At 55.2% G+C, this 20,926-nt stretch carries 17 protein-coding genes; 7 read left to right on the forward strand and 10 right to left on the reverse strand.

The genetic code is table 11. From position 1 onward, the window contains the following. The 7 genes from LG204_RS14120 to motA all read right to left on the reverse strand — a co-directional run. A partial coding sequence (locus tag LG204_RS14120) for an MCP four helix bundle domain-containing protein (RefSeq protein ID WP_328441924.1) occupies window positions 1-1,988 on the reverse strand: 1,988 nt, incomplete at its 3' end. 64 nt (window positions 1,989-2,052) lie between these two features. Then, window positions 2,053-2,556 (reverse strand): chemotaxis protein CheW, encoded by a 504-nt coding sequence (locus LG204_RS13345; protein ID WP_230337732.1) that lies wholly within the window; start codon window positions 2,554-2,556, stop codon window positions 2,053-2,055. Further along, complete coding sequence (locus LG204_RS13350) at window positions 2,553-4,919, reverse strand: chemotaxis protein CheW (RefSeq protein ID WP_230337733.1); 2,367 nt, start codon at window positions 4,917-4,919, stop codon at window positions 2,553-2,555. The genes LG204_RS13345 and LG204_RS13350 overlap by 4 nt, the downstream gene beginning before the upstream one ends. A 73-nt stretch (window positions 4,920-4,992) precedes the next feature. Continuing rightward, the gene (locus tag LG204_RS13355; protein ID WP_015829621.1) at window positions 4,993-5,358 is read right to left on the reverse strand and encodes a response regulator; all 366 of its coding nucleotides are present in this window, start codon (window positions 5,356-5,358) and stop codon (window positions 4,993-4,995) included. Between the two features lie 72 nt (window positions 5,359-5,430). Continuing rightward, window positions 5,431-5,979, reverse strand: coding sequence for a chemotaxis protein (locus LG204_RS13360; protein WP_230337734.1), 549 nt, complete (start codon window positions 5,977-5,979; stop codon window positions 5,431-5,433). A gap of 64 nt (window positions 5,980-6,043) precedes the next feature. Further along, a complete protein-coding gene (motB, locus tag LG204_RS13365) occupies window positions 6,044-6,976 on the reverse strand; it encodes a flagellar motor protein MotB (protein WP_230337735.1) in 933 nt (310 codons plus the stop codon). A 25-nt stretch (window positions 6,977-7,001) separates the two neighbouring features. Further along, window positions 7,002-7,862 (reverse strand): flagellar motor stator protein MotA, encoded by an 861-nt coding sequence (gene motA, locus LG204_RS13370; RefSeq protein ID WP_230337736.1) that lies wholly within the window; start codon window positions 7,860-7,862, stop codon window positions 7,002-7,004. Between the two features lie 299 nt (window positions 7,863-8,161). On the opposite strand from motA, the gene LG204_RS13375 reads away from it, so the two are divergent. The 3 genes from LG204_RS13375 to LG204_RS13385 all read left to right on the forward strand — a co-directional run bounded on the left by LG204_RS13375 (window position 8,162) and on the right by LG204_RS13385 (window position 12,443). Continuing rightward, window positions 8,162-8,707 (forward strand): sigma-70 family RNA polymerase sigma factor, encoded by a 546-nt coding sequence (locus LG204_RS13375; RefSeq protein WP_230337737.1) that lies wholly within the window; start codon window positions 8,162-8,164, stop codon window positions 8,705-8,707. A gap of 28 nt (window positions 8,708-8,735) precedes the next feature. Then, a complete protein-coding gene (locus LG204_RS13380) occupies window positions 8,736-9,737 on the forward strand; it encodes a FecR family protein (protein WP_230337738.1) in 1,002 nt (333 codons plus the stop codon). 225 nt (window positions 9,738-9,962) lie between these two features. Next, window positions 9,963-12,443 carry a TonB-dependent receptor gene (locus LG204_RS13385; protein ID WP_230337739.1) on the forward strand — a complete coding sequence of 827 codons (2,481 nt, stop codon included), beginning with the start codon at window positions 9,963-9,965 and terminating at the stop codon, window positions 12,441-12,443. A gap of 69 nt (window positions 12,444-12,512) precedes the next feature. On the opposite strand, the gene LG204_RS13390 is transcribed toward LG204_RS13385, so the two are convergent. The 3 genes from LG204_RS13390 to flhD form a co-directional block, all read right to left on the reverse strand. After that, a complete protein-coding gene (locus LG204_RS13390; RefSeq protein ID WP_230337740.1) occupies window positions 12,513-13,301 on the reverse strand; it encodes a class I SAM-dependent methyltransferase in 789 nt (262 codons plus the stop codon). A 266-nt stretch (window positions 13,302-13,567) separates the two neighbouring features. Further along, window positions 13,568-14,107 (reverse strand): flagellar transcriptional regulator FlhC, encoded by a 540-nt coding sequence (gene flhC / locus LG204_RS13395; RefSeq protein ID WP_230337741.1) that lies wholly within the window; start codon window positions 14,105-14,107, stop codon window positions 13,568-13,570. A gap of 51 nt (window positions 14,108-14,158) precedes the next feature. Continuing rightward, window positions 14,159-14,476: a flagellar transcriptional regulator FlhD gene (gene flhD, locus LG204_RS13400; protein WP_230337742.1), complete on the reverse strand. Its 318-nt coding sequence runs from the start codon at window positions 14,474-14,476 to the stop codon at window positions 14,159-14,161. Window positions 14,477-15,407: 931 nt separating this feature from the next. Here flhD and flhB point away from each other — a divergent pair. The 4 genes from flhB to LG204_RS13420 are packed head-to-tail and all read left to right on the forward strand — an operon-like array spanning window position 15,408 to window position 20,800. Next, window positions 15,408-16,562, forward strand: coding sequence for a flagellar biosynthesis protein FlhB (flhB, locus tag LG204_RS13405; RefSeq protein WP_230337743.1), 1,155 nt, complete (start codon window positions 15,408-15,410; stop codon window positions 16,560-16,562). After that, window positions 16,562-18,643 (forward strand): flagellar biosynthesis protein FlhA, encoded by a 2,082-nt coding sequence (gene flhA / locus LG204_RS13410; protein WP_230337744.1) that lies wholly within the window; start codon window positions 16,562-16,564, stop codon window positions 18,641-18,643. The genes flhB and flhA overlap by 1 nt, the downstream gene beginning before the upstream one ends. After that, window positions 18,640-19,980: a flagellar biosynthesis protein FlhF gene (flhF, locus tag LG204_RS13415; protein WP_230337745.1), complete on the forward strand. Its 1,341-nt coding sequence runs from the start codon at window positions 18,640-18,642 to the stop codon at window positions 19,978-19,980. The genes flhA and flhF overlap by 4 nt, the downstream gene beginning before the upstream one ends. Further along, window positions 19,973-20,800: a MinD/ParA family ATP-binding protein gene (locus LG204_RS13420; RefSeq protein WP_230337746.1), complete on the forward strand. Its 828-nt coding sequence runs from the start codon at window positions 19,973-19,975 to the stop codon at window positions 20,798-20,800. Before flhF ends, LG204_RS13420 begins: the two co-directional genes overlap by 8 nt. Window positions 20,801-20,926 lie beyond the last annotated feature (126 nt).

Below are 20,926 nucleotides of genomic sequence, written 5' to 3' on the forward strand. Positions count from 1 at the left end.
GCCAACTGTTCCATGCTGGCAGCAGTCTTTTCCAAGGAAGATGCCTGGTCCTCCGTACGGCGGCTCAAGTCAGAGTTGCCCTGCGCAATTTCCTTCGCGGCCGTGTTGATCGCGTCGGCCGCTTCCTTCACCGTGCTGATCGGCGCGATGATGGTATCCAGTGTCTGGTTGAGGCCTTCGGCCACCAACTTGAAGAAGCCTTCGCGACCTTCATTGCGTGCACGCTTGCTGAAGTCACCATCTGCAGCGGCTTTCACGATTTCGCCGATTTCCTGCTCGGCATGCGCTTCCGCAGTGCGATCCACCCATTGCACGGCCGTGCCCATACGCTCGCCGCTGGCACTGAAGATAGGCGATGCATTGAGCTTGAATATCTGTTCGGCTATCGTAATTTCTGCAGAGTATGGACTGTGCAGATTCGCCAGCATGTTGCGCTGATGGCTCGGGTTCTTGTGATAAATGTCGAAGTTCTGACCAACAATATTGTCGGCCGAGAAGTTCGGCAGTTGCTTGCGCAGATTGGCTTCTGAGCGCTTCATCAGTTCTTGTGTGAATTTGTTCATGTAGATGATGACACCATCATTGTCCGCCACCATCACACTGATTGAAGCATTATCCAGGCTGGTCTTGATCAGTTCAGCAAAGCGGGCCGCTTCACCTGCCGCCTGCAACTGACTTCGAGTTTTTTCGATAGCCTCGTTAATAAAGGCTTTCTTGCCTGGCAGCTGCTCGATCGTCGCCGTCAGGTCACCCTCGCCAAACGCGCGCACCACGGCCATGGACTTCTTCTTCACATCAATATGGCCGCCAACCATGGTATTCACGCCATTGGCCATCTCGGCATAGGCACCCTGGTATTTGCTGACATCCATGCGCACATCAATATCACCCGCATCGTGCTCTTGCGACATGTGATTCATGTCGGCAATAAAGCCCTTGATGTTGCTACGCACTTTTTCAATGGTGTCGTTGATAAACGCCTTCTTGCCGGGGAATTTTTCCAGTGGTGCATCAAAATTACCGGCACCAAAGCCTTCAACCGTCGCCATGGTCTGGCGCATCATGGCAACATGGCCACCGACCATGCCATTGACGCCCATCGCCACATCGCGGAATAGGCCTTCAAACAAGTCAGCCTTCAAGGTCTCGTCAATGTCGCCCTTTTCATGTGCGGCACTCACGAAATTAAGCGAATCGGTCAGCCCTTGCAGGGTTTTTTGCAGACGACGCATGGAATAGACCACGCTGACTTTGTCATCCTCGGCAACGGCGATTTTTTGTGTCAGGTCGCCAGCTGCAAATTTCTTGCTCATTTCGGCCAGTTCACCTGGTTCTTGTCCAAGCTGCCGCATGATGGCACGAAGCATGAACACGCCGATGACAATGATCACCAGAGTTACCAATATAGCCACAATGGAATTGATGACAGTGGCACTGTGACGGACAGTCACAGCTTCTTCTGACGAGGCCGACCCCAAGGTCATGTTCAACTTGAAATGCTCTTCGATATGCGCGGTAAGATCGCGCGCAACATCATCTGCCTGCGCTTTCAGCGCGGCAGCAGCTTGATCGCGCTCACCAGCCCGTGAGAGGCTCAGTACATTTTGCAATAACTGCTGATACTTGTCCCAATCCGCCTTGGTTTTTTCATACATCTGGCGGTCTTCATCGTTGCTGATGAAATTATCGCCATATGCTTTCAGCTCTTTATCAAGGCTGGCCTTGAGCTCCTGCAAGCGCTTGTCATCCTTGGCGATGTCCGCAGGGTCGGTATCCAGAATATGGCGCAGGACGACAATGCGGTAACGCTGAAAATATTCCTGAACCAGGCCCAGACTTGCGACGCTCGGGGTTGTCATGGTATTGCCATAGTTGGCTTTGTCAAAGACGCGCCCAGTCTGAACATAACCGATGGCTACCACGATCAGCAGACCGATTACTGCAGCAGTAATCAACAGCTTGATACGATTTGCGACAGTCATTTTCATGATGTGCATACTCCTCAAATTTATAGTTATGTGCCGGCTTGAAGCTCGGCTACGTGCATTTCATTTAATGCATGGCTACGCTATCCATCAACTCCATGTCCGTACTGCTCATCAACTGCTCAATGTCCACCAGGATGAACATTTTTTCTTCCACCGACGCCAGACCCACGATGTACTTGGTATCAATGCTGGCAACAATGTCGGGCACCGCACGAATCTGGTTAGGCTGCAAACTCATCACGTCGGATACGCCATCCACCACCATGCCGACAATGCGGCCGTTGAGGTTAAGGATGATGACCACGGTGAATTCGTTGTACTCCACCTTGCCCAGATTGAATTTGATCCGCAAATCGACAATCGGCACAATACGGCCGCGCAGATTAACCACACCTTTGATGAACTCAGGCGTATTGGCAATCTTGGTCACGGCGTCATAGCCACGAATTTCCTGCACCTTGAGGATTTCCAGGCCGTACTCTTCATTGCCCAGCACAAAGGTCAGAAACTCCTTGGCATTGGTAACGCCATCGTTGGTGTTGTTACCACTTTCCGTGATGCTGCTCATTGATACACTCCTTCAGAATTATTGTTCTGGCCCATTTTGATAATGGTGGGCACATCCAGGATGAGCGCGACCGAGCCGTCGCCCATGATGGTGGCGCCGGAAACGCCGGGCACTTTGCGGTAATTGGTTTCCAGGCTCTTGATCACCACCTGCTGCTGACCAACCAGGCCATCGACAAACAGGGCGGCTTTTTTGCCTTCAGCCTCGATGATCACCAGCACGCCGTCTACCGGGTTGGTAATCTGGGTAGGCTGGTTGAACAGCGAATACAGCGGAATGATCGGCAGATATTCGCCGCGCACATGCACCATGAAACCGGCGCCGGTAACGGTCTTGATATCGGTGGCTTGTGGCTGCATGGTTTCCACGATCAGGTTGAGCGGCACCACGTACATGTTGTCCCCCAGCGAAACCGACATGCCATCCAGAATCGCCAGTGTCAGCGGCAGCGAAATCGACATGGTGGTGCCGTAGCCCAGCGCGGAGCGAATATCAATCACGCCGCCCATGGCGCTCACATTACGCTTCACCACATCCATGCCTACGCCGCGGCCCGATACATCGGTCACCTGCTCGGCCGTAGAAAAGCCCGGGGCAAAAATCAGCTGCCAGACATCGCTGTCAGGCATGGTATCGCTCACGGGCAGGCCGCTCTGCTTGGCCTTACTCAGAATACGTTCACGGTTGAGGCCAGCACCGTCATCGGTCACTTCAATCACAATGTTGCCACCGCGATTGGATGCAGATAAAGACAAGCGGCCGGTTTCGTTCTTGCCGGACTGATGGCGTACATCCGGCACTTCAATGCCATGGTCAATACTGTTACGCACCAGGTGGGTCAATGGATCCACAATGCGCTCGATCAATCCCTTGTCGAGCTCGGTCGCAGCACCACTGGTCACAAACTCCACCTTCTTGCCCAGACGGGTTGCCAGGTCGCGCACCATACGGGGGAAGCGCGAAAACACATAATCCATCGGCATCATGCGGATAGACATCACCGACTCTTGCAGATCGCGGGTATTGCGGGTGAGCTGGCCCAAGCTATTCAGCAGGTCTTCATGCGTGACCGGGTCCAGTTTGCTGATGCGCTCTTCCAGCATGGCCTGGGTAATCACCAGTTCGCCAACCAGGTTGATCAGCTGGTCAACTTTTTCAACGCCCACACGAATAGAGGTCGTTTCGACGGCGGCAGCCTTTTCCACTTCTTTTTTGGCGGCAGCTGGTTTTTTCTCGATGACCGGCGCTGGAGCGGCTTCAACAGGCTTGGCAGGTTCTGGTTCTGGCTCGGCTGCGGGGGCTGCAGGCGGTGGCGTGATCGGCTCAAAAAAGCCGAAGCCATCGCCCTCAATAAAGCCATTGGACGCAACTGCCAGATCTTCAGCAGGCGCAGCGGCTGAAGCCGACGGGGCATCCTTAATCACCAGGGTTTCGAGGTCCACCACAAAGGAGCAGATGGATTCGATGCTGTCCTTGCTGTCTTCGGTGGTCAGCGCAAAAATGGTTTTACCGCCAGCCTTGCTGATGCTGACATCGCCCAGCAATGCCAACTCGGATTTCAGATTTTCAGCATCTTTGTCGCTGAGTTCCGGCACTTCAATGTTGTAACGTTGCTTGCCATCGGCGGGTGCCGCAGCAGCACCTGGCGCAGCAGCGGCCGATTGCAGGGTGATCTTGATATCTTCGGGTTCAACAATAAACGCACAGATCGAGATGATGTCATCTTCGCTGTCTTCGGTCTTGAGCGAGAAGGCAACATGGCCATTGTCCAGTCGCTTGCTGCTAACGTCGCCAAGCAGACCCAGCTCACCTTCAAGATTGGCGGTGTCTTTTTCGCTCAAGGCTTTGACGTCGATATTGTAATGACGCATTTTATCCACGACCGCGGCCGGGGCTACTACGGCAGGCTTGGGGGCTGCAGGCGCAGCTGCCGAGGCAGCGGCGGCGGCCATTTCCGCGGCGGCCGATACCGGCTTGCCTTCGGAAAGGGCTTTCAGCTTGCGCTTTACCTCTTCCTGTACATCGCGGTCGACATCGGCACCGGAGCGGTGCCCTTCCAGCTGTGAATTCAACACATCCTTGGCTTCGAGAAAGGTGTCCACGTGCTCACCGGTCAGCGCCATCTCGTTCTTGCGGATCTTGTCCAGCAGGTTTTCCAGGACATGCGTGATTTCCGCCATGTCGGTCATGCCGAACGTGGCAGCACCGCCCTTGATGGAATGGGCAGCGCGGAAAATGGCATTCAGGTCTTCCGAGTCGGGATTGTCCAGATCGAGGGCGAGCAATAGATGCTCCGCCTCGGCGAGCAATTCCTCGGCTTCATCAAAGAAAGCCTGATAAAACTGACTCATATCAATCGACATTTGCTGACTCCATTTTTGCTTGCCTGCATTGCATCATGCGGTGGGCATATTCATTAGGTCGAAAAAAGAGGTATTAACCGATTACTTTTTGTACTACATCGATCAAGCGCTTGGGATCAAACGGCTTGACCAACCAGCCATTGGCACCGGCAGCACGGCCTTTTGCCTTCATCTCATCGCTGGATTCGGTGGTCAACATCAGGATAGGCACCTTCTGATAGCTGCTCATGCCGCGCAGGGATTTGATCAGCGTCAGCCCATCCATGTTGGGCATGTTCTGGTCGGTGAGCACCAGATCCACCACCTGGTCGCGCGCCTTGTTCAACCCGTCCTGGCCATCCACGGCTTGCACGACCTGATAACCAGCCGCCGTCAGACTAAACGCCACCATCTGGCGTAAAGACCCCGAATCATCGACTGCTAGAATTGTTTTTGCCATTTTCATACTCGCTTGTTAATTAAATTTCTACACATGAACTGCTCTATACCATGAGTCTGCCGACCTCAATCCTCAGAACAACTCAATTTCTCCACTTCCCATATGGTGCTGGTCTACGGCTTTGCGCAACCCGCCTGACAGCTCAACGCTGCGGCTATTCAGGCTTTGATTCATTTCCTGCAAAAGACGGGCGATTTCCTGGTGCTCCTGCTCGCTATCCATGCTGTCGCCATGCGTGGCCAGCGCGCTCAATAGCTCCTTGAGCCCGTTGACGCGCTTGATGGTCCTGGCAATAAGTTGACTGGTTAAATCCTGGAATTGCAGCCCGGTAACGGCTGTATTGACTTCTTTGGCGATGTGCTCGCGATACTGAAGCAGCTTTTGCTGCTGCTCCGCGGGGAGTTGGGTTTGTTGCAGCAGGAGATCCAGCTCCTGCTGCTGGGCCGTGACGGCCTCATGGACGGACATGAAACAGGCGCCGAGCTTCTCAATCGCCTCACTCAGGAGGTAAGTGGTCTGCATCAGATCGGCTTCGACTTCAAGCAGATGCTGTGTCCCATGGTCGGACACGCCTGCCAACAACTGTCTCAGCTCTTCTACTGGTATTGTCTCCGACTGCATATTCCCATCATCCTTCATTTTTATTCGCCGTATTCAGTACCAGTACGGTCGTTGTTCTATGTTTTCATTGACCAGTCGCCGCTTTCTGGACTTCACTGGCGGCGTTATCCGACGGTACATTAACCGTCGCGCCTTCATCCTTCACCGCGTCTTCCTCGGCCTTCTTGTTCATGATGATGATGCTGATACGGCGGTTTACCGGATTCAACGGGTTTTCCTTGTCAAACAAGGATGCCGATGACAGCCCGACCACACGCAACAGCTTGGACTCATCCATTCCCCCTGCCACCAGCTCGCGTCGCGAAGCATTGGCGCGGTCAGAAGAAAGTTCCCAATTGCTGTAGCCTTTATCCCCTGTCGGGTAAGGCACAGCATCGGTATGTCCTGACAAGCTGATCTTGTTTGGCACATCATTCAGCATGCTGCCTATCTCATGCAAAATCTGCTTGGCGTAAGGCTGCAGCTCGGCTTTTGAAGAAGCAAACATCGGCCGGTTCTGCTCATCCACGATCTGGATACGCAAGCCTTCTGACGTAATATCGATCAGTAATTGCTTCTTGAACTTGCTCAAGGTCGCGCTGGCATCAATCGCCTCTTCAATCTTGAGTTTCAATTCAGCCAGCTTTGCCTGTTCTGCCTTCTCCAGAGCAGTCTTCGCATCTTTTATATCGACCTCTTTTTGCTTTCCTTTAGGCCCATCGACAGGTTTTACCTGCGCTTGCTTTTTGGTGAGGTCTTTACCGCCGCCTTTTAGCACCGAATCACTGGCCGCGACCGAAGGCCCGCCTTGCAATGCCACCTTGAGCGGCATCTTGAAATATTCGGAAATACCTTCCAGCGTAGCCTTGGAGGTGGACCCCAACAGCCACATCAGCAGAAAGAACGCCATCATGGCGGTCACGAAGTCAGCATAGGCAATTTTCCATGCGCCCCCATGGTGGCCACCGGCCACCTTTTTAATGCGTTTAACAATGATCGGTTTGGTATCTTCTGCCACGACAGACTCCGCTTACGCTATGGGCTTATTTGGACTTGGCTTGCTTGACGTGCTCTTCAAGCTCGGTGAAGCCAGGGCGTTCGGTGGAGTAAAGCACCTTGCGGCCAAACTCGACGGCAATAGCCGGGGCATAGCCGTTAAGACTGGCAAGCAGTGTTGCCTTCACGGTCTGGTACATCTTGGTGGATTCATCCAGCTTTTGCTCCAGCAGGCTGGAAAGCGGGCCCACGAAGCCATACGCCAGCAGAATCCCGAGGAAGGTACCCACCAGCGCGTGGGCAATCAGAATGCCCAGTTCGGCAGGTGGCAAAGCCACGTTTTCCATGGTGTGCACCACGCCCATCACCGCCGCCACAATACCAAACGCCGGCAAACCATCGCCCAGACGGGCGATACAGTGCACCGGAACGTGGCCTTCCTGGTGGTGGGTCTCGATTTCGTTATCCATGAGGTTTTCCACCTGGAACGCATCCATGTTGCCGGAGATCATCAGGCGCAAATAATCGGTAATGAATTCCATCAGGTGGTGATCCGCCTGCAAGGCGGGATATTTACTGAAGAGCGGGCTGCTCTCCGGATTTTCAACGTCGTTTTCAATCGACATCATGCCGTCTTTGCGAATCTTGCTGAGAATCTCGAACAGCAAGGCCAGCAAATCCATGTACAGCGCCTTCGTGAATTTGGAACCTTTGAACAGGGATGGCAGCGCACCCAGCGTCGCTTTCAGTGCCTTGGCGTTGTTACCAACAATAAACGCCCCGATCGCGCCACCAAAAATCATCAATACTTCAAGGGGTTGCCACAAAGCCCCCAAATGCCCCCCTGCCAGCGCGTATCCCCCGAACACGGCCGCCAGGACCACAACATACCCTACGATTACTAGCACTTTTAAACCCCCCGATTAAAAAACAGCGTCTATCGCCTGTGATGCATGCCACATATTAAGCCATTCCCCTAAGCTTAGCAGGGTATTGTTATCCACCAAACGTCGATCAACTTGTGTTTTCCATTTTATATTGCAATAAATAACGCCCGGTAAAATTCTTGTGATCAAGCCGCTTGCAGAGGATTTACCAACCAAATATTGCAAAAAGCAATACCTTGCATCGTCCCACACGGAGTTGCAAGCCAGTGCGTGTTCGGCAATAATTGATATTAATTCTCATTTGCTATCCACACCCCCGCTTGAGCCATTCCGATTTATCCTCGCTGGAACATCTATATCACCATCATCATGGCTGGTTGCTGGGATGGTTGCGTCGCCGTCTGGGCAATGGCGCCGATGCCGCAGACCTGGCGCACGATACCTTCGTCCGGCTGATCAGCGGTCGCGCACAATGGCGTTTTGACAGCATGCCCGAGGCCCGGGCCTATCTTCGCACCACGGCCCAGCATCTATGCATCAACCTGTGGCGCCGCCGCGAGATCGAGGAGGCGTGGCTGGAAACCCTGGCGGCCATGCCTGCCGCCCATCACCCTTCTGCCGAACGCCAGGCCATGGTGATGCAGGCATTAGAAGAAGTCATCACCATGCTCGGTCATTTGTCCCCCAAAGCCGCTCGCGCTTTCACGCTCGCCGTTGTCTGCGACATGACCGACGACGAAGTCGGCCTGGCGCTGGGCGTGTCTGGCCGCATGGTGCGCAAATACGTGGCACAAGCGATGCTGGGATGCCTAACCCTGCGCGCGCAGCAGACCATGCGCGAGTTGAGCAGCGAGCCTGCAGGCTGATGTGCTTGTTACCCGCCAAGCGTCACCCATGAAATCCGGCCCCACCAGCGCTCTCCGGCCAGCGCCCTCTCATGCCGTGCTGGCGCAGGCTGCCGAATGGTATGCCCGCTTGCGCGATGGCAGCGCCAGCAGCCACGAGATCGCCCGTTGGCAAGCGTGGCTGCACGCTGCAGAAGAACACCAAGCCGCCTGGCATTATGTGGAAGACATCAGCCGCGGACTTGATCCCTTGCGCACCACCACTGATCCACGGCAGACCGCCAACACGCTGAACAAGGCGCATGCACGCCTGCATGCACGCAGGCGCGTCCTGATTACCTTGGCCGCGCTCGCCAGCGGTGGCACACTGGGCATGCTGAGCTGGCGCCAAAGCATGTTGCCCTCCGGCTTGCTGGCGTGGACAGCCGATCATCGCACCCCCACAGGCGAGCAGCGCGCCCTCACTCTGGCCGACGGCACCCATCTCTGGCTCAATACCGCCAGTGCCATCAATCTTTACTTCAGCGCCAGCGAGCGTCGTATAGAGCTTGTACAAGGCGAGGTTTTGATTGAGACCGCTCATGATGAAACGCGGCCATTTCTGGTGGAAACACCGCATGGGCGCATGCGGGCATTGGGCACGCGCTTTAACGTGCGTCTGGATGAGGCGCGGACTCAGTTGGACGTATATGCGGGCGCGGTGGAAATACGCACGGCATCGAGCGCCATCAGCCGCGTGGTAGCGGCCGGCCAGCAATCCCGCTTTGATCGCGCAGACATCGCGCCCCTGGCAACGGCGGATGCTGCGCGTGAAGCATGGACGCAGGGCATGCTGGTGGCCGATAACATTTCATTGCGCGACGTCGTGCAGGAACTGCGCCTCTATCGGCAAGGCCACCTGGGCGTGGCTGATAGCGTGGCCGGACTCAAGGTCTACGGCAGCTTTCCGCTGCAGAACACAGATCGCGTATTGCACATGCTGGCATCGGCCTTGCCCATTCGCATTGAGCAGCCGCTGCCCTGGTGGACCACGCTGGAATCCGTGCGCTGAAAAAATATTGCAGAAAACAGTTCCGGGTTTTGCCTTGCCAATGGTTTTACCAAGCAAGAAGACTCCTTTCACCATTGAATTCCCGCCATCCTTAAGATGACCGCCCGTAGCACTGACCGCGACGCGTCAAGGTAGCCAAACGATCCGTGCCGTCAGGGTCTTCGTTTTTTCCAGACCCTTAACGCTGAAGGATATTCATTGATGTATCGCCACTACCAAAGAAACATGGCTTCACCTGCCACTGCCGCGCGCATCCCCAGGATGCGCCCACTGACATTCGCCATCCATCTGCTCATGCTCGAGGGCGCGCTCGCCCTTGGCGTATGGGCGCCGCCAGTCCACGCACAAACAACCGCCGCCCAGAGCCTGCGCAGTTATGACATTCCCGCCGGGCCTCTCAGCATTGCATTAACCCGATTCTCGCGCGAATCCGGGATTTACCTGGTCGGGGCTGGCGAGATTATTGAAGGCAAGACCAGCGAGGGATTGAAGGGGAATTTTAATGTGGAGGATGGCTTGGCCAGGCTACTGGCCGGAAGCGGGCTTGAAGCATACCGGCAAGGCAATGGCAGTTATGGCATGCGTGCGACCCCAGTCAAAACGGGAAGTCGGCAAGAGGAGATATCCACCTTGCCGGTGGTCGCCGTCACGGCAAGCCCCGACCTGCCAGCAAGTCTGCCGGCATCCTACCCAGGCGGCCAGGTGGCCCGTGGAAGCCGACTAGGCTTGCTCGGCAATAAGGATGTACTGGATACGCCATTCAACACCACAAGTTACACCGCCGAGCTGATGGAAAACCAGCAGGCGATCACCGCCGCGGATGTGGTGCTCAACGACCCTTCCGTGCGCACGGTGTCTTACAGCCTGACCAACGCAGCCGCCGGAGGGGATATTTTCCTGATTCGCGGGTTTTCGGTTCAGGATTCCGTTTTGTTTGACGGCATCAGCGGCATCGCATCAAACCGGGCAGCACCTGTCGAAATGGCAGAACGCATCGAAGTGCTGAAAGGGCCAAGTGCCTTGCTGAATGGCATGGCGCCCGGCGCAGGCGGGGCTGTGGGTGGCACCATCAATATGGTGCCAAAGCGGGCGGATGACAAACCCCTGACGCGGCTGACGGCCACCTATATGTCCAATAGCAATTTCGGTGGTCATGTCGATATTGGGCGTCGTTTCGGCGAGGATAACGCTTGGGGCATCCGCTTCAATGGCGTATATCGCGACGGTAAAAACGCCACCGCCGGGCAATCGGTTGAACTGGGCGCAGCCACCATCGGCATTGATTACCGCGGCAATCGTCTGCGGGCATCGCTGGATGCCGGGCACCAGACCATGAACAACGAAGCTCCTCAGGGCGCAGCTGGCTTCGGTATTGCCGACGGCATCACTATCCCCTCTCCCCCCAGCGCCAAAAAACGCATTGCCCAGGATTGGGAATATGCCAACTCCAAGAGCAATTACCTGCTGGCAAAAGCCGAGTATGACCTCACCCCCAGCTGGACCGTCTACGGCGCAGCTGGCGGCAGCAATACCACATCGAGTTATCTTTCCACCGACATCAGCGTAGCCGATACCCAGGGCAATGCCCAGGCCACCGTGTACTACTGGCCCAACTGGACAAATTACCGCACCGCGCAGGGAGGTGTGCGCGGCAATTTCACCACGGGCGCCATCCAGCATCAGTTGAACATCAACGCCAACTATGTGATGAAAGATAGCGGCTATACGGCTGACTATTATGGCTTCAGCAGTTTTGCCACGAACATCTACAATCCCCCCAGCATTAGCCGGCCATCGACTGCCAGTATGGATTCGCACCCGGCCAAGACCAATCGCCTGCAGCTGCCCTCATTGGCGGTGGCCGACACCATGGCTTTTCTTGATGAACGCCTCGCCATCACGCTGGGAGGACGCTACCAGCGGGTGCACGTGATTGACTACGACACCACCACGGGAGAAAGCAGTACAGCCTATGACGAACATGCCCTGACCCCGGTACTGGCGGCGGTGATAAAACCCGGTGCAAACTGGTCGATCTACAGCAATTACATTGAAGGGCTGACGCAAGGCGACACCGCGCCCATCGGCACCACCAATGCAGGCAAGGTGTTTCCCCCGGTCAAAACCAAGCAACACGAAGTCGGTCTGAAATACGATTTTGGCCGTTTCACCACCTCGCTTAGCGCATTTCAGATTGAAAAACCAAGCGGGCTGGCGGTTTCCAATGGGGATGGCACATCGACCTATCAGGTAGGGGGAGAACAACGCAATCGCGGGGTTGAGCTGAATGTATTCGGCGAGGTCCAGGGAGTGCGCGTGCTGGGCGGGGCGACGTATATCCAACCCAAACTCACGCATGCCAGCAGCGATATCTATGACGGCAACACCGCGCCGAATGTATCGCGCTGGCAGCTGAACTTGGGCAGCGAATATGATCTTTCGCTGGTGCCAGGCATGACCCTCACCGCCCGCATGATGTCGACCAGCGCCCAGTATCTGGATGAAGCCAATACCCGCAGCATTCCGGGCTGGACACGCTGGGATGTCGGTGCCCGCTACAAGACAGAAGCCACTGGCCGACCACTGGTGATCCGGGCAGGGATCAATAATCTGTTTGGTCGCGATTACTGGAGCAGCAGCTCCGGCAGCTGGCTTTATCTTGGCCAGCCACGCACCGTGATGATCTCGGCGACGATGGACTTCTAGTCTGCGAGACCATACTTCCTGATCCCCATGCAAGCTTTGGCCTGACAAGCTTGTATGGGGATTTTATCTTCAAGTCTGGCTGCCCGGCATGATCCAGCCATACAGCGACTTCTCTGCTTCGCCAACAGGATGCTGACAGGTCGGCACCACGCCAGGTATTTCAAATTCATAACTGATCAGCAAGCTGCCTGGCCGCATTTCCGCCTCTGCCTTTTGCCATAATGCAGGCATAGCCGCTGGCGACAGATAGGCAAACACTACATCAAACTCCTGAAAATCCAGCTTGTGGTAATTGCCCAGCACAAAGCGGGCCGATGATTTGCGCCAGCGGGCTCGTACATAGCTGATCAACCAGGGCAGCGGCGCCACCTCAATGCCCACCAGCTGGCAATCCGGGCGGGCCTGGGCCATATGCATGGCCATGTCGCCCAAGCCGCTGCCAATATCAATCATGCGCAGGCCGGGCCGGGATGGCATCAAGGCCAGCACCTGCTGCCACACGGCGAGATAAGAGGGATAAAACGGCACCTGGGTACGAAAGGTAGTCCAGAACAAGGTCAGGCTCAGCAGAAAACCAATCAGGTAGACGCCGCTGGGCACATGTAGCTGCACCATGCCCCACACCGCCAGCGGGAAAAAGAGGTGAATAAGTCGCCACCAGGGGGCCATGCCTAGGCGCCAAGCCAAAAAGCATGCACCCGTCGCCTGGATCAGCACAAACAGCATGATGGGATAATCATGTCCGGCAAACTGACTGACCAGCCAGGCGAGCAGCAGATTGATCACCAGCATGATGAGCTGGATCAGCAAGGCGCGGGTGGCAGGCAATAAACGGCGGGATGCAGATGGTTTATGCAAGATAACCACCTGTAGAAAAAGAAAATATCAATGATAGGACACCATGGATACCACCACTGTTGCGATGGTTGGCATGGCGTGTTTGATGATGCGCAGACCGGAACGGACATGCGATGGCAGGCCGATGGTGCGCTGATGACGCAGCGCTTTTCGCGCCGTAATTCTTGTAAACCAACATACCCCCAATAAGCGCCAACCCATTGACTGGCGCCTGCTCATCAGGGGGTGACGCTAATGTAATCCCCGCTGCGATTCCGCTTGGTACATCAGGCGGCAGCCATTTCTCTGGTTTTTTTAGTTTTGCCAGCACGCGATGGCACATGGCACAGGCTGCAGGCGAAGTGGTGGTTGAGATCATACACATTCACCACAAAGTGCCCGCCGCAGCAGCTACAGGCTTGCAGCTTGAGCATTTTGCTCTCGACAAATCTTACCAGAGTCCAGGCACGGGTGAGCGACAAGACGGCGCTTTCAGGATCTTCCGTGCCGGTTTCATCCAGGTACAGCTGATACGCCTTGATAACGGCTGTTACACCGTGGGCATCGGTATGCTCCCGCATGAAATTGTAAATATTCAGGAACATGGATGAGTGAATATTCGGCTGCCAGGTCAGGAACCAGTCTGTGGAAAATGGGAGCATGCCCTTAGGTGGCGATACGCCTTTCAGTTCCTTGTACAACTTGATCAGGCGCTCACGGGACAGGGTCGTCTGCGATTCCAGCAGTTGCAACCGTGCGCCCAGCGTGATCAGCTGTATCGCCAACTGGATTTGTTGTGCTTCATTAACTACGCTTTTCTTTTCCATGATATTGCCTGCCTTCTTGATCAATTTGCCGGAACGGCGCCGTCCAAAATCTTAAGCCATTGCCTCTGGCGACTGGCCTGCCATCAGAATGGCGGCATGTGCGCTGGCAAGGTGACGATCCTTGGTATAGCTGGTCAGCATATTAAGGATGGCGCAGTCGTCGAAGCGAAAGCGGGCAAGCATCATGTTGGTGCTGGAGAGTTTGAGCAATTGGGCAGTGGTCAGGCTTTCCAGAACATCAGCGATTTCCTTGCTGACGCCCAGACGGAAAATGGCGGAAGCCTTGTCGGAGCGAATCATTTGTTGGGCCAGCATCAGGTAGCTCAGGTTGGCGTCTTTGATGTCAGACATCATGTCTTTTTCAGTCATTTTGGGTCCCTCGTGTGTGTGTGCGCTGTGTGTGGGGCGCGTGAGACGTACTTTGAACCTAAAGGGATTCGGGCATAACTGGAGTCTGTCGGTTTTTTGCGTAAGACGCGAAGGCGCGCAAATGTAGGCGTTTGTCTTACAAACGCCTACATCCGGCTGGGATACTTGACTGATTTTTTGCTTAAGTCTTTTAAAATCAAAGCACTATAAGCATTACTACTTTACTGCACACATCGGGTAGGCGCTAAAAGCAGCCTGACACACACACGATTTACTACACACACTTCCATTACGGCACGCCTGAGAAAAACTTTAGCGCTTACCCGGAATGCATCATAAACAATTTGATAAGTTGTTGTTTATAAAAACCTTAATTTTTACACAACCTTACACAAGTTTACGACTGTCAGATTTGTTAAAGCCACACACCTCAACAAATCAATCACTACACACACGACTGGACTACACACAAAGGATTTATCGGCCCGGCTTTTAAAAACTTTAGGGATTTTTTTAAAAAATTAGAATTAAATCGATAACTTATTGTTTCAATTAATCTAATTTTTTTCAAAAACCCCTAAAGCCAGGCTGCTGCTACACACACCAACATACGCACTACGCGCCGCCAACCCCTTGAAGACGCATTAATCCGTATCACACAAATGGTCTATCGGCTGGCTTTAGGAAAACTTTAGGATTTTTTTAAATTATTTCTAATAAAATTAATATGTGATTGTTTTTTATATATTTTTATTTTCAATTTTTTTAACAATTTGTACTGAATCTTCTCAAGCCCACCATCGCCATCGCAATTAAGCATGGGTTTACCCCTTTTATTCATGGAATGCTCCATGGGGTCAGCCACTGATAATGTGCTCCATGTCAGCGGGACCGCACATCCCCATCACACACACGGCACACAGGATACGAAATGGCTGAAGACAGCGATTTAGAAAAGACAGAACCGGCGACGCCCAAGCGCCTCGAAAAGGCGCGCGAGGAAGGTAATGTCCCCCGCTCACGCGAGTTCGTGACCTGTGCGATGTTATTGGCTGGTGGCATGGGGATCGCCATGATGAGCTCACAGTTTGGCGATGCCCTCAAACACACCATGGGCGGCAGCCTGCATTTTGAGCGCGCCCTGGCCTACGACAGCAATCTGCTGCTGATGAAAATCTCTGACTCTATATATAGTCTGTTAATCACCTTTGCTCCGCTGGCAGGTCTGCTGTTCATCATGGCCATTGCAGCCCCTACCCTGATTGGTGGCTGGAATGTCAGCAACCAGGCCTTTGTGCCTAAATTCAACCGCCTGAACCCCATGAGTGGTCTGGGCAATATGGTCTCCAAAAATGCCCTGGTGGAATTACTCAAGGCCGTGGGTAAAACCATTCTGGTAGGCTCGGTGGCCTACGTAGTAGTTGCGCATGATGTCGACACTATCCTGTCACTTGCCCTGTTGCCTTTGCATACCAGCATTGCCGAAGTGGAAGACATGCTGCTGAAAAGCTTCTTCTTCATTGTGGGCGCGCTAGTGCTGATCGCGGCGATTGATGTGCCCTACCAGCTCACCAGCTACGCCAACAAACTGAAAATGACCAAGGAAGAGGTCAAGCAAGAGGCCAAGGAATCCGAAGGCAATCCTCAGATCAAGGCGCGTATCCGCCAGCAACAGCGTGAAATCGCTCGTCGCCGCATGATGTCTGAAATCCCCAAAGCCGATGTCGTCATCACCAACCCGACCCACTATGCCGTGGCTATCCAATATAAGGAGTTGGGCATGCGTGCACCGGTGGTGATTGCCAAGGGCGCGGATGCCGTGGCGCTGAAGATTCGTGAAATCGCCGCCGACCACAAGATCATGACGCTGGAATCGCCCAAGCTGGCACGTGCGCTTTACGCCCATACCGAGTTGGGCGATGAAATTCCACAGGCGCTATACTCCGCCGTGGCCGAAATCATTGCTTATGTATTTCAGATGCGCGCCTTCAACAAGCACGGCGGCTCCCGCCCCGAGACACCCACCCAGCTGGATGTACCGGATGCACTGGACCCCCATCACAAGCTGACTGAGGTAACAGCCTGATGAATAACTTTGCCCTCAAAGATATCCTGAGTCACCTGGGCGGCCGCACCATCGCCGCTCCACTGCTGATCGTCATGTTGCTGGCGATGATGATTCTGCCATTGCCTGCCATTGCGCTGGATGTGCTGTTCAGCTTCAACATCGCCCTGTCCATCATGGTGCTGATGATCGGTTTGCAAACATCCAAGCCACTGGACTTCATCGCCTTCCCAACCGTGCTGCTGGTCAGCACCATGCTGCGCCTGTCACTCAACGTGGCCTCCACCCGCGTGGTTCTGACCGAAGGGCATGCCGGCCCGGATGCTGCAGGTAAAGTGATTGAGGCATTCGGCCACTTCCTGATCGGCGGTAACTACACCGTGGGTATCGTGGTGTTCGTGATCCTGACCATCATCAACTTTACCGTGGTGACCAAGGGTGCAGGCCGGATTGCCGAAGTGGGCGCCCGGTTTACCCTGGATGCCATGCCAGGCAAGCAGATGGCGATCGATGCCGACTTGAACGCAGGCCTGATCGGCGAAGATGAAGCCCGCCGCCGCCGTTCTGAGATCGGTCAGGAAGCCGAGTTCTACGGCGCCATGGATGGTGCCAGTAAATATGTACGGGGCGATGCTGTCGCTGGCATCCTGGTCACCGTTATCAATATCGTGGGCGGCCTGATCGTTGGCATGGTGCAGCACGACATGGCCTTTGCCGATGCCATCAAGAATTACACGCTGCTTGCCATTGGTGACGGCCTGGTGGCGCAGATTCCTTCGCTGGTAATTTCGGTCGCTGCCGGTGTGGTGGTATCCCGCGTGGCCAATACCGAAGACGTGGGCACGCAGCTGATCAACCAGCTGTTCTCCAACCCCAAGGTGATTTATGTCACCGCCGCCATTATCGGCAGCATGGGCGCGATTCCCGGCATGCCGCACTTTGCCTTCCTGACCCTGGGTGCGCTGCTCGCTGGCCTGGCCTACTTTGTGGCCGAGAAAAAGAAACGTCTTGAAGACCCGGTGGTTGTTCCCCCTCCTGCCCCCACCGGCGAGCCAGAAGAAGCAAGCTGGAACGACGTGGTGCCCGTGGATGTGATCGGCCTCGAAGTCGGCTATCGCCTGATCCCTCTGGTCGACAAGGCACAAGGCGGTGATCTGCTGAAACGTATCAAGGGCCTGCGCAAGAAATTCGCGCAGGAAGTTGGCTTCCTCGCCCCTACCGTTCACATTCGCGACAACCTGGAACTGCGTCCTTCCGGCTATCGCATTACCCTGAAAGGCGTAGAAGTCGGCAGTGGCGAGTCCAACCATGGTCAGTTCCTGGCGATCAACCCCGGCATGGTCAGTGGCACCCTGCCAGGCACCGCTACTACAGACCCGGCGTTTGGCCTGCCTGCCATCTGGGTGGAATCAGGAGTACGTGATCAGGCGCAAGCCATGGGTTATACCGTGGTGGATGCCAGCACCGTGGTAGCTACCCATCTGAACCACATCATCACCACCAATGCCGCTGAATTGCTGGGTCGCCAGGAAGTACAGCAGTTGCTGGACCATATCGGCAAAGAGTCTCCAAAACTGATCGAAGACCTGGTGCCCAAGCAATTGCCACTGTCCGTGGTCCAGAAGGTATTGCAGAACCTGCTGATCGAAGGCGTACATATCCGCGATATGCGCACCATCGTCGAGACCCTGTCCGAATACGCTTCACGCACACAAGACCCAAGCGAGCTGACCACCTTTGTGCGGGTTCAACTGGGCCGCGCCATCGTGCAGCAGCTGTTCCCCAATGGCAACGAAGTCTCCGTCATGGCGCTGGATAACCAGCTGGAACGCCTTTTGATGCAAGCGCTGAGCAGCAGTAATGCTGGCGGCGCTGCCATTGAGCCTGGCCTGGCCGAAACCCTGTCCAAGCAGGCCGAAGCCGCCACCCGCAAGCAGGAGCAACTGGGCATGACGCCTGTGCTGCTGGTACCCGGTCCACTACGCTCTGCCCTGTCGAAATTCCTGCGCCGTGCTATTCCGCATCTTCGTGTGCTGTCACATGAAGAGCTTCCCGATTCAAAAACTATCCGTGTCACTAGCCTTATTGGAGGTCAAGCATGAACATCAAACGCTTTTTCGCATCAAGTTCCCGTGAAGCATTAGCCATGGTCCGTAAAAGCCTGGGTGAAGATGCCGTTATCCTGTCTAACCGTGCCGTTAACGGTGGTAACGAAATCCTGGCCTTCAAGGAAGAAGACATGGCCTCCTTCATGTCAGATGATGCCCCGGTGCAAAGCAGCAAGCGCCGGGCGCCACCGCCACAAGAGCCTGTGCAGGCCCGGGCGAGCCGCCCGGCACGTCCAAGCCGTGAACAAGCACCAGAAGCTGAACCCTACCGTGCTGTTCGCAGCGAGCCTGCGCCTGTGACCACAGCCCGCCCCAAGGTCACCACCACGCCAGCACAAGCGGCAGCACCGCAATCGAACAAGCAGATCAGCGACATGCTGAATGAGATCCGCAATATGCGCAGCGTGATCGAATCGCAACTGGTGGAAATCTCCTGGGGCAATATTCAGCACCGTGACCCGGTCAAATCCAACACGCTCAACATGCTGCTGTCGGCAGGCTTCAGCGCTGCACTGTCACGCCAGATTGCCGAAAACATGCCAGATCATCGCACCAGCGCAGAAGCCAATGCCTGGGTGCAATCCATTCTGGAAAAGAACCTGCAAGCCATCCCCAATGAGGATGAAATTCTGAACCGCGGTGGCGTATTTGCCCTGATTGGCCCGACCGGTGTCGGCAAGACCACCACGACCGCCAAGCTGGCCGCACGCTTTGTCATGAAGCATGGTCCTGGCAAGCTGGGCCTGATCACGACCGATGCCTACCGCATTGGCGGTCATGAACAATTGCGCATCTACGGCAAGATCCTGGGCGTGATGGTGCATGCGGTGAAAGATGAAGCCGACCTCAAAATTGCGCTGGAAGAACTCAAAGGCAAGCACACCATCCTGATCGATACCGTGGGTGTGAGCCAGAAAGACCGCATGGTAGCCGAGCAGATCGCCATGCTGTCCAGCACACGCCAGCCGATCAAGAAGCTGTTATGCCTCAACGCCACCAACACCGGCGAAACACTGACCGATGTCGTGCGTGCCTACAAGGTCAAACAACTGGACGGCTGCATCATCACCAAGCTGGACGAAGCCGCCACCATCGGCAGCGCGCTGGATGTGATCATCCGCGAAAAACTGCGCCTGTATTACGTGGCGAATGGCCAACGCGTGCCGGAAGACCTGCATGTCGCCAACAAAAAGCTGCTGATCCATCGCGCTTTCCGTGCTGGTGCGCAAAACACGTCTTCCTTCCAGTTCAAGCATAACGAGCTGCCATTCCTGATGGGCAATACCTCGCCTGCCGCCGCCAAGCTGAGCATGGGAGCCGATCATGTCTAGTTTTCGCGAAGATCAAGCCGCCGGTCTGCGTCGCATCATGTCCGGCCCAAGGCCGCGCATCGTGTCGGTGTTATCCGCCATCCCCGGCAATGCACAGGCCAGACTGATCAAGAATCTGGGCGCCTCGATTCAAGACGATGGCAATAATGTCATCATCGTGCATGCCACTGCCGACACCGGCGATGCCCTGACCCATTACAAGCTGGGTAATACCCCCAGCCTGCTGGAGGTCGCCAATCAGCGCGTGCCCTTGAACAAGGCCATCAAGTTTTCCGAGCAGGGTTATCGCATCAGCCGCCTGTTGCCCAAGCAGGGCAGCATGCAGTTCAAACAGGCAGAAGGCCTGCAGCTGGACCGCATCTTCGGCAAGCTGGCGCAGGAATATGACATCGTGCTGGTCGATACTGTTTTAAATAATAACGCTCTGCCATTACAATCACTCAACGATGGCGAAATTGTGATCCAGCTCACGCGCGACCCGGAGTCGATCAAGCAGGCCTACATCCTTATCAAACAGGTATGCAGCCAGCTGGGACGGCGCTCTTTCGGCATCGTGGTAAGCAACGCCAGTCAGGCACAGGCCATGCTGGTGTTTGAGAATATTGCCCAGGTGGCCCGACGCTTCATGCAGATTGATCTTGAATTCATGGGCGCTATCCCGGCTGATGAGCATCTGGGCCGGGCTGAAAAACTGGGGCGCGTGGTCATTGATGCATTCCCAATGGCGCAAGCCTCGGCAGCCTTCAAGGCTCTGGCACGAAAACTGGATTACCGGCAAGCCATCCTGGCCGAGATTCAGCGGACTTCGGTCACGCTATAACGCGAACAGGCAATACGCAGGGCTAAGTACCGCCAGGCGCCAGATCAGCAGCCATTGCACAGCCCCAAGGGCATGTGCAATGGCTCACGGGCTGGCGCTGTAGCGGAGCGGGTGTAGAATGTGGGC

The organism is Methylovorus menthalis, from assembly GCF_020523625.1.
GTDB classification, from domain to species: domain Bacteria; phylum Pseudomonadota; class Gammaproteobacteria; order Burkholderiales; family Methylophilaceae; genus Methylovorus; species Methylovorus menthalis.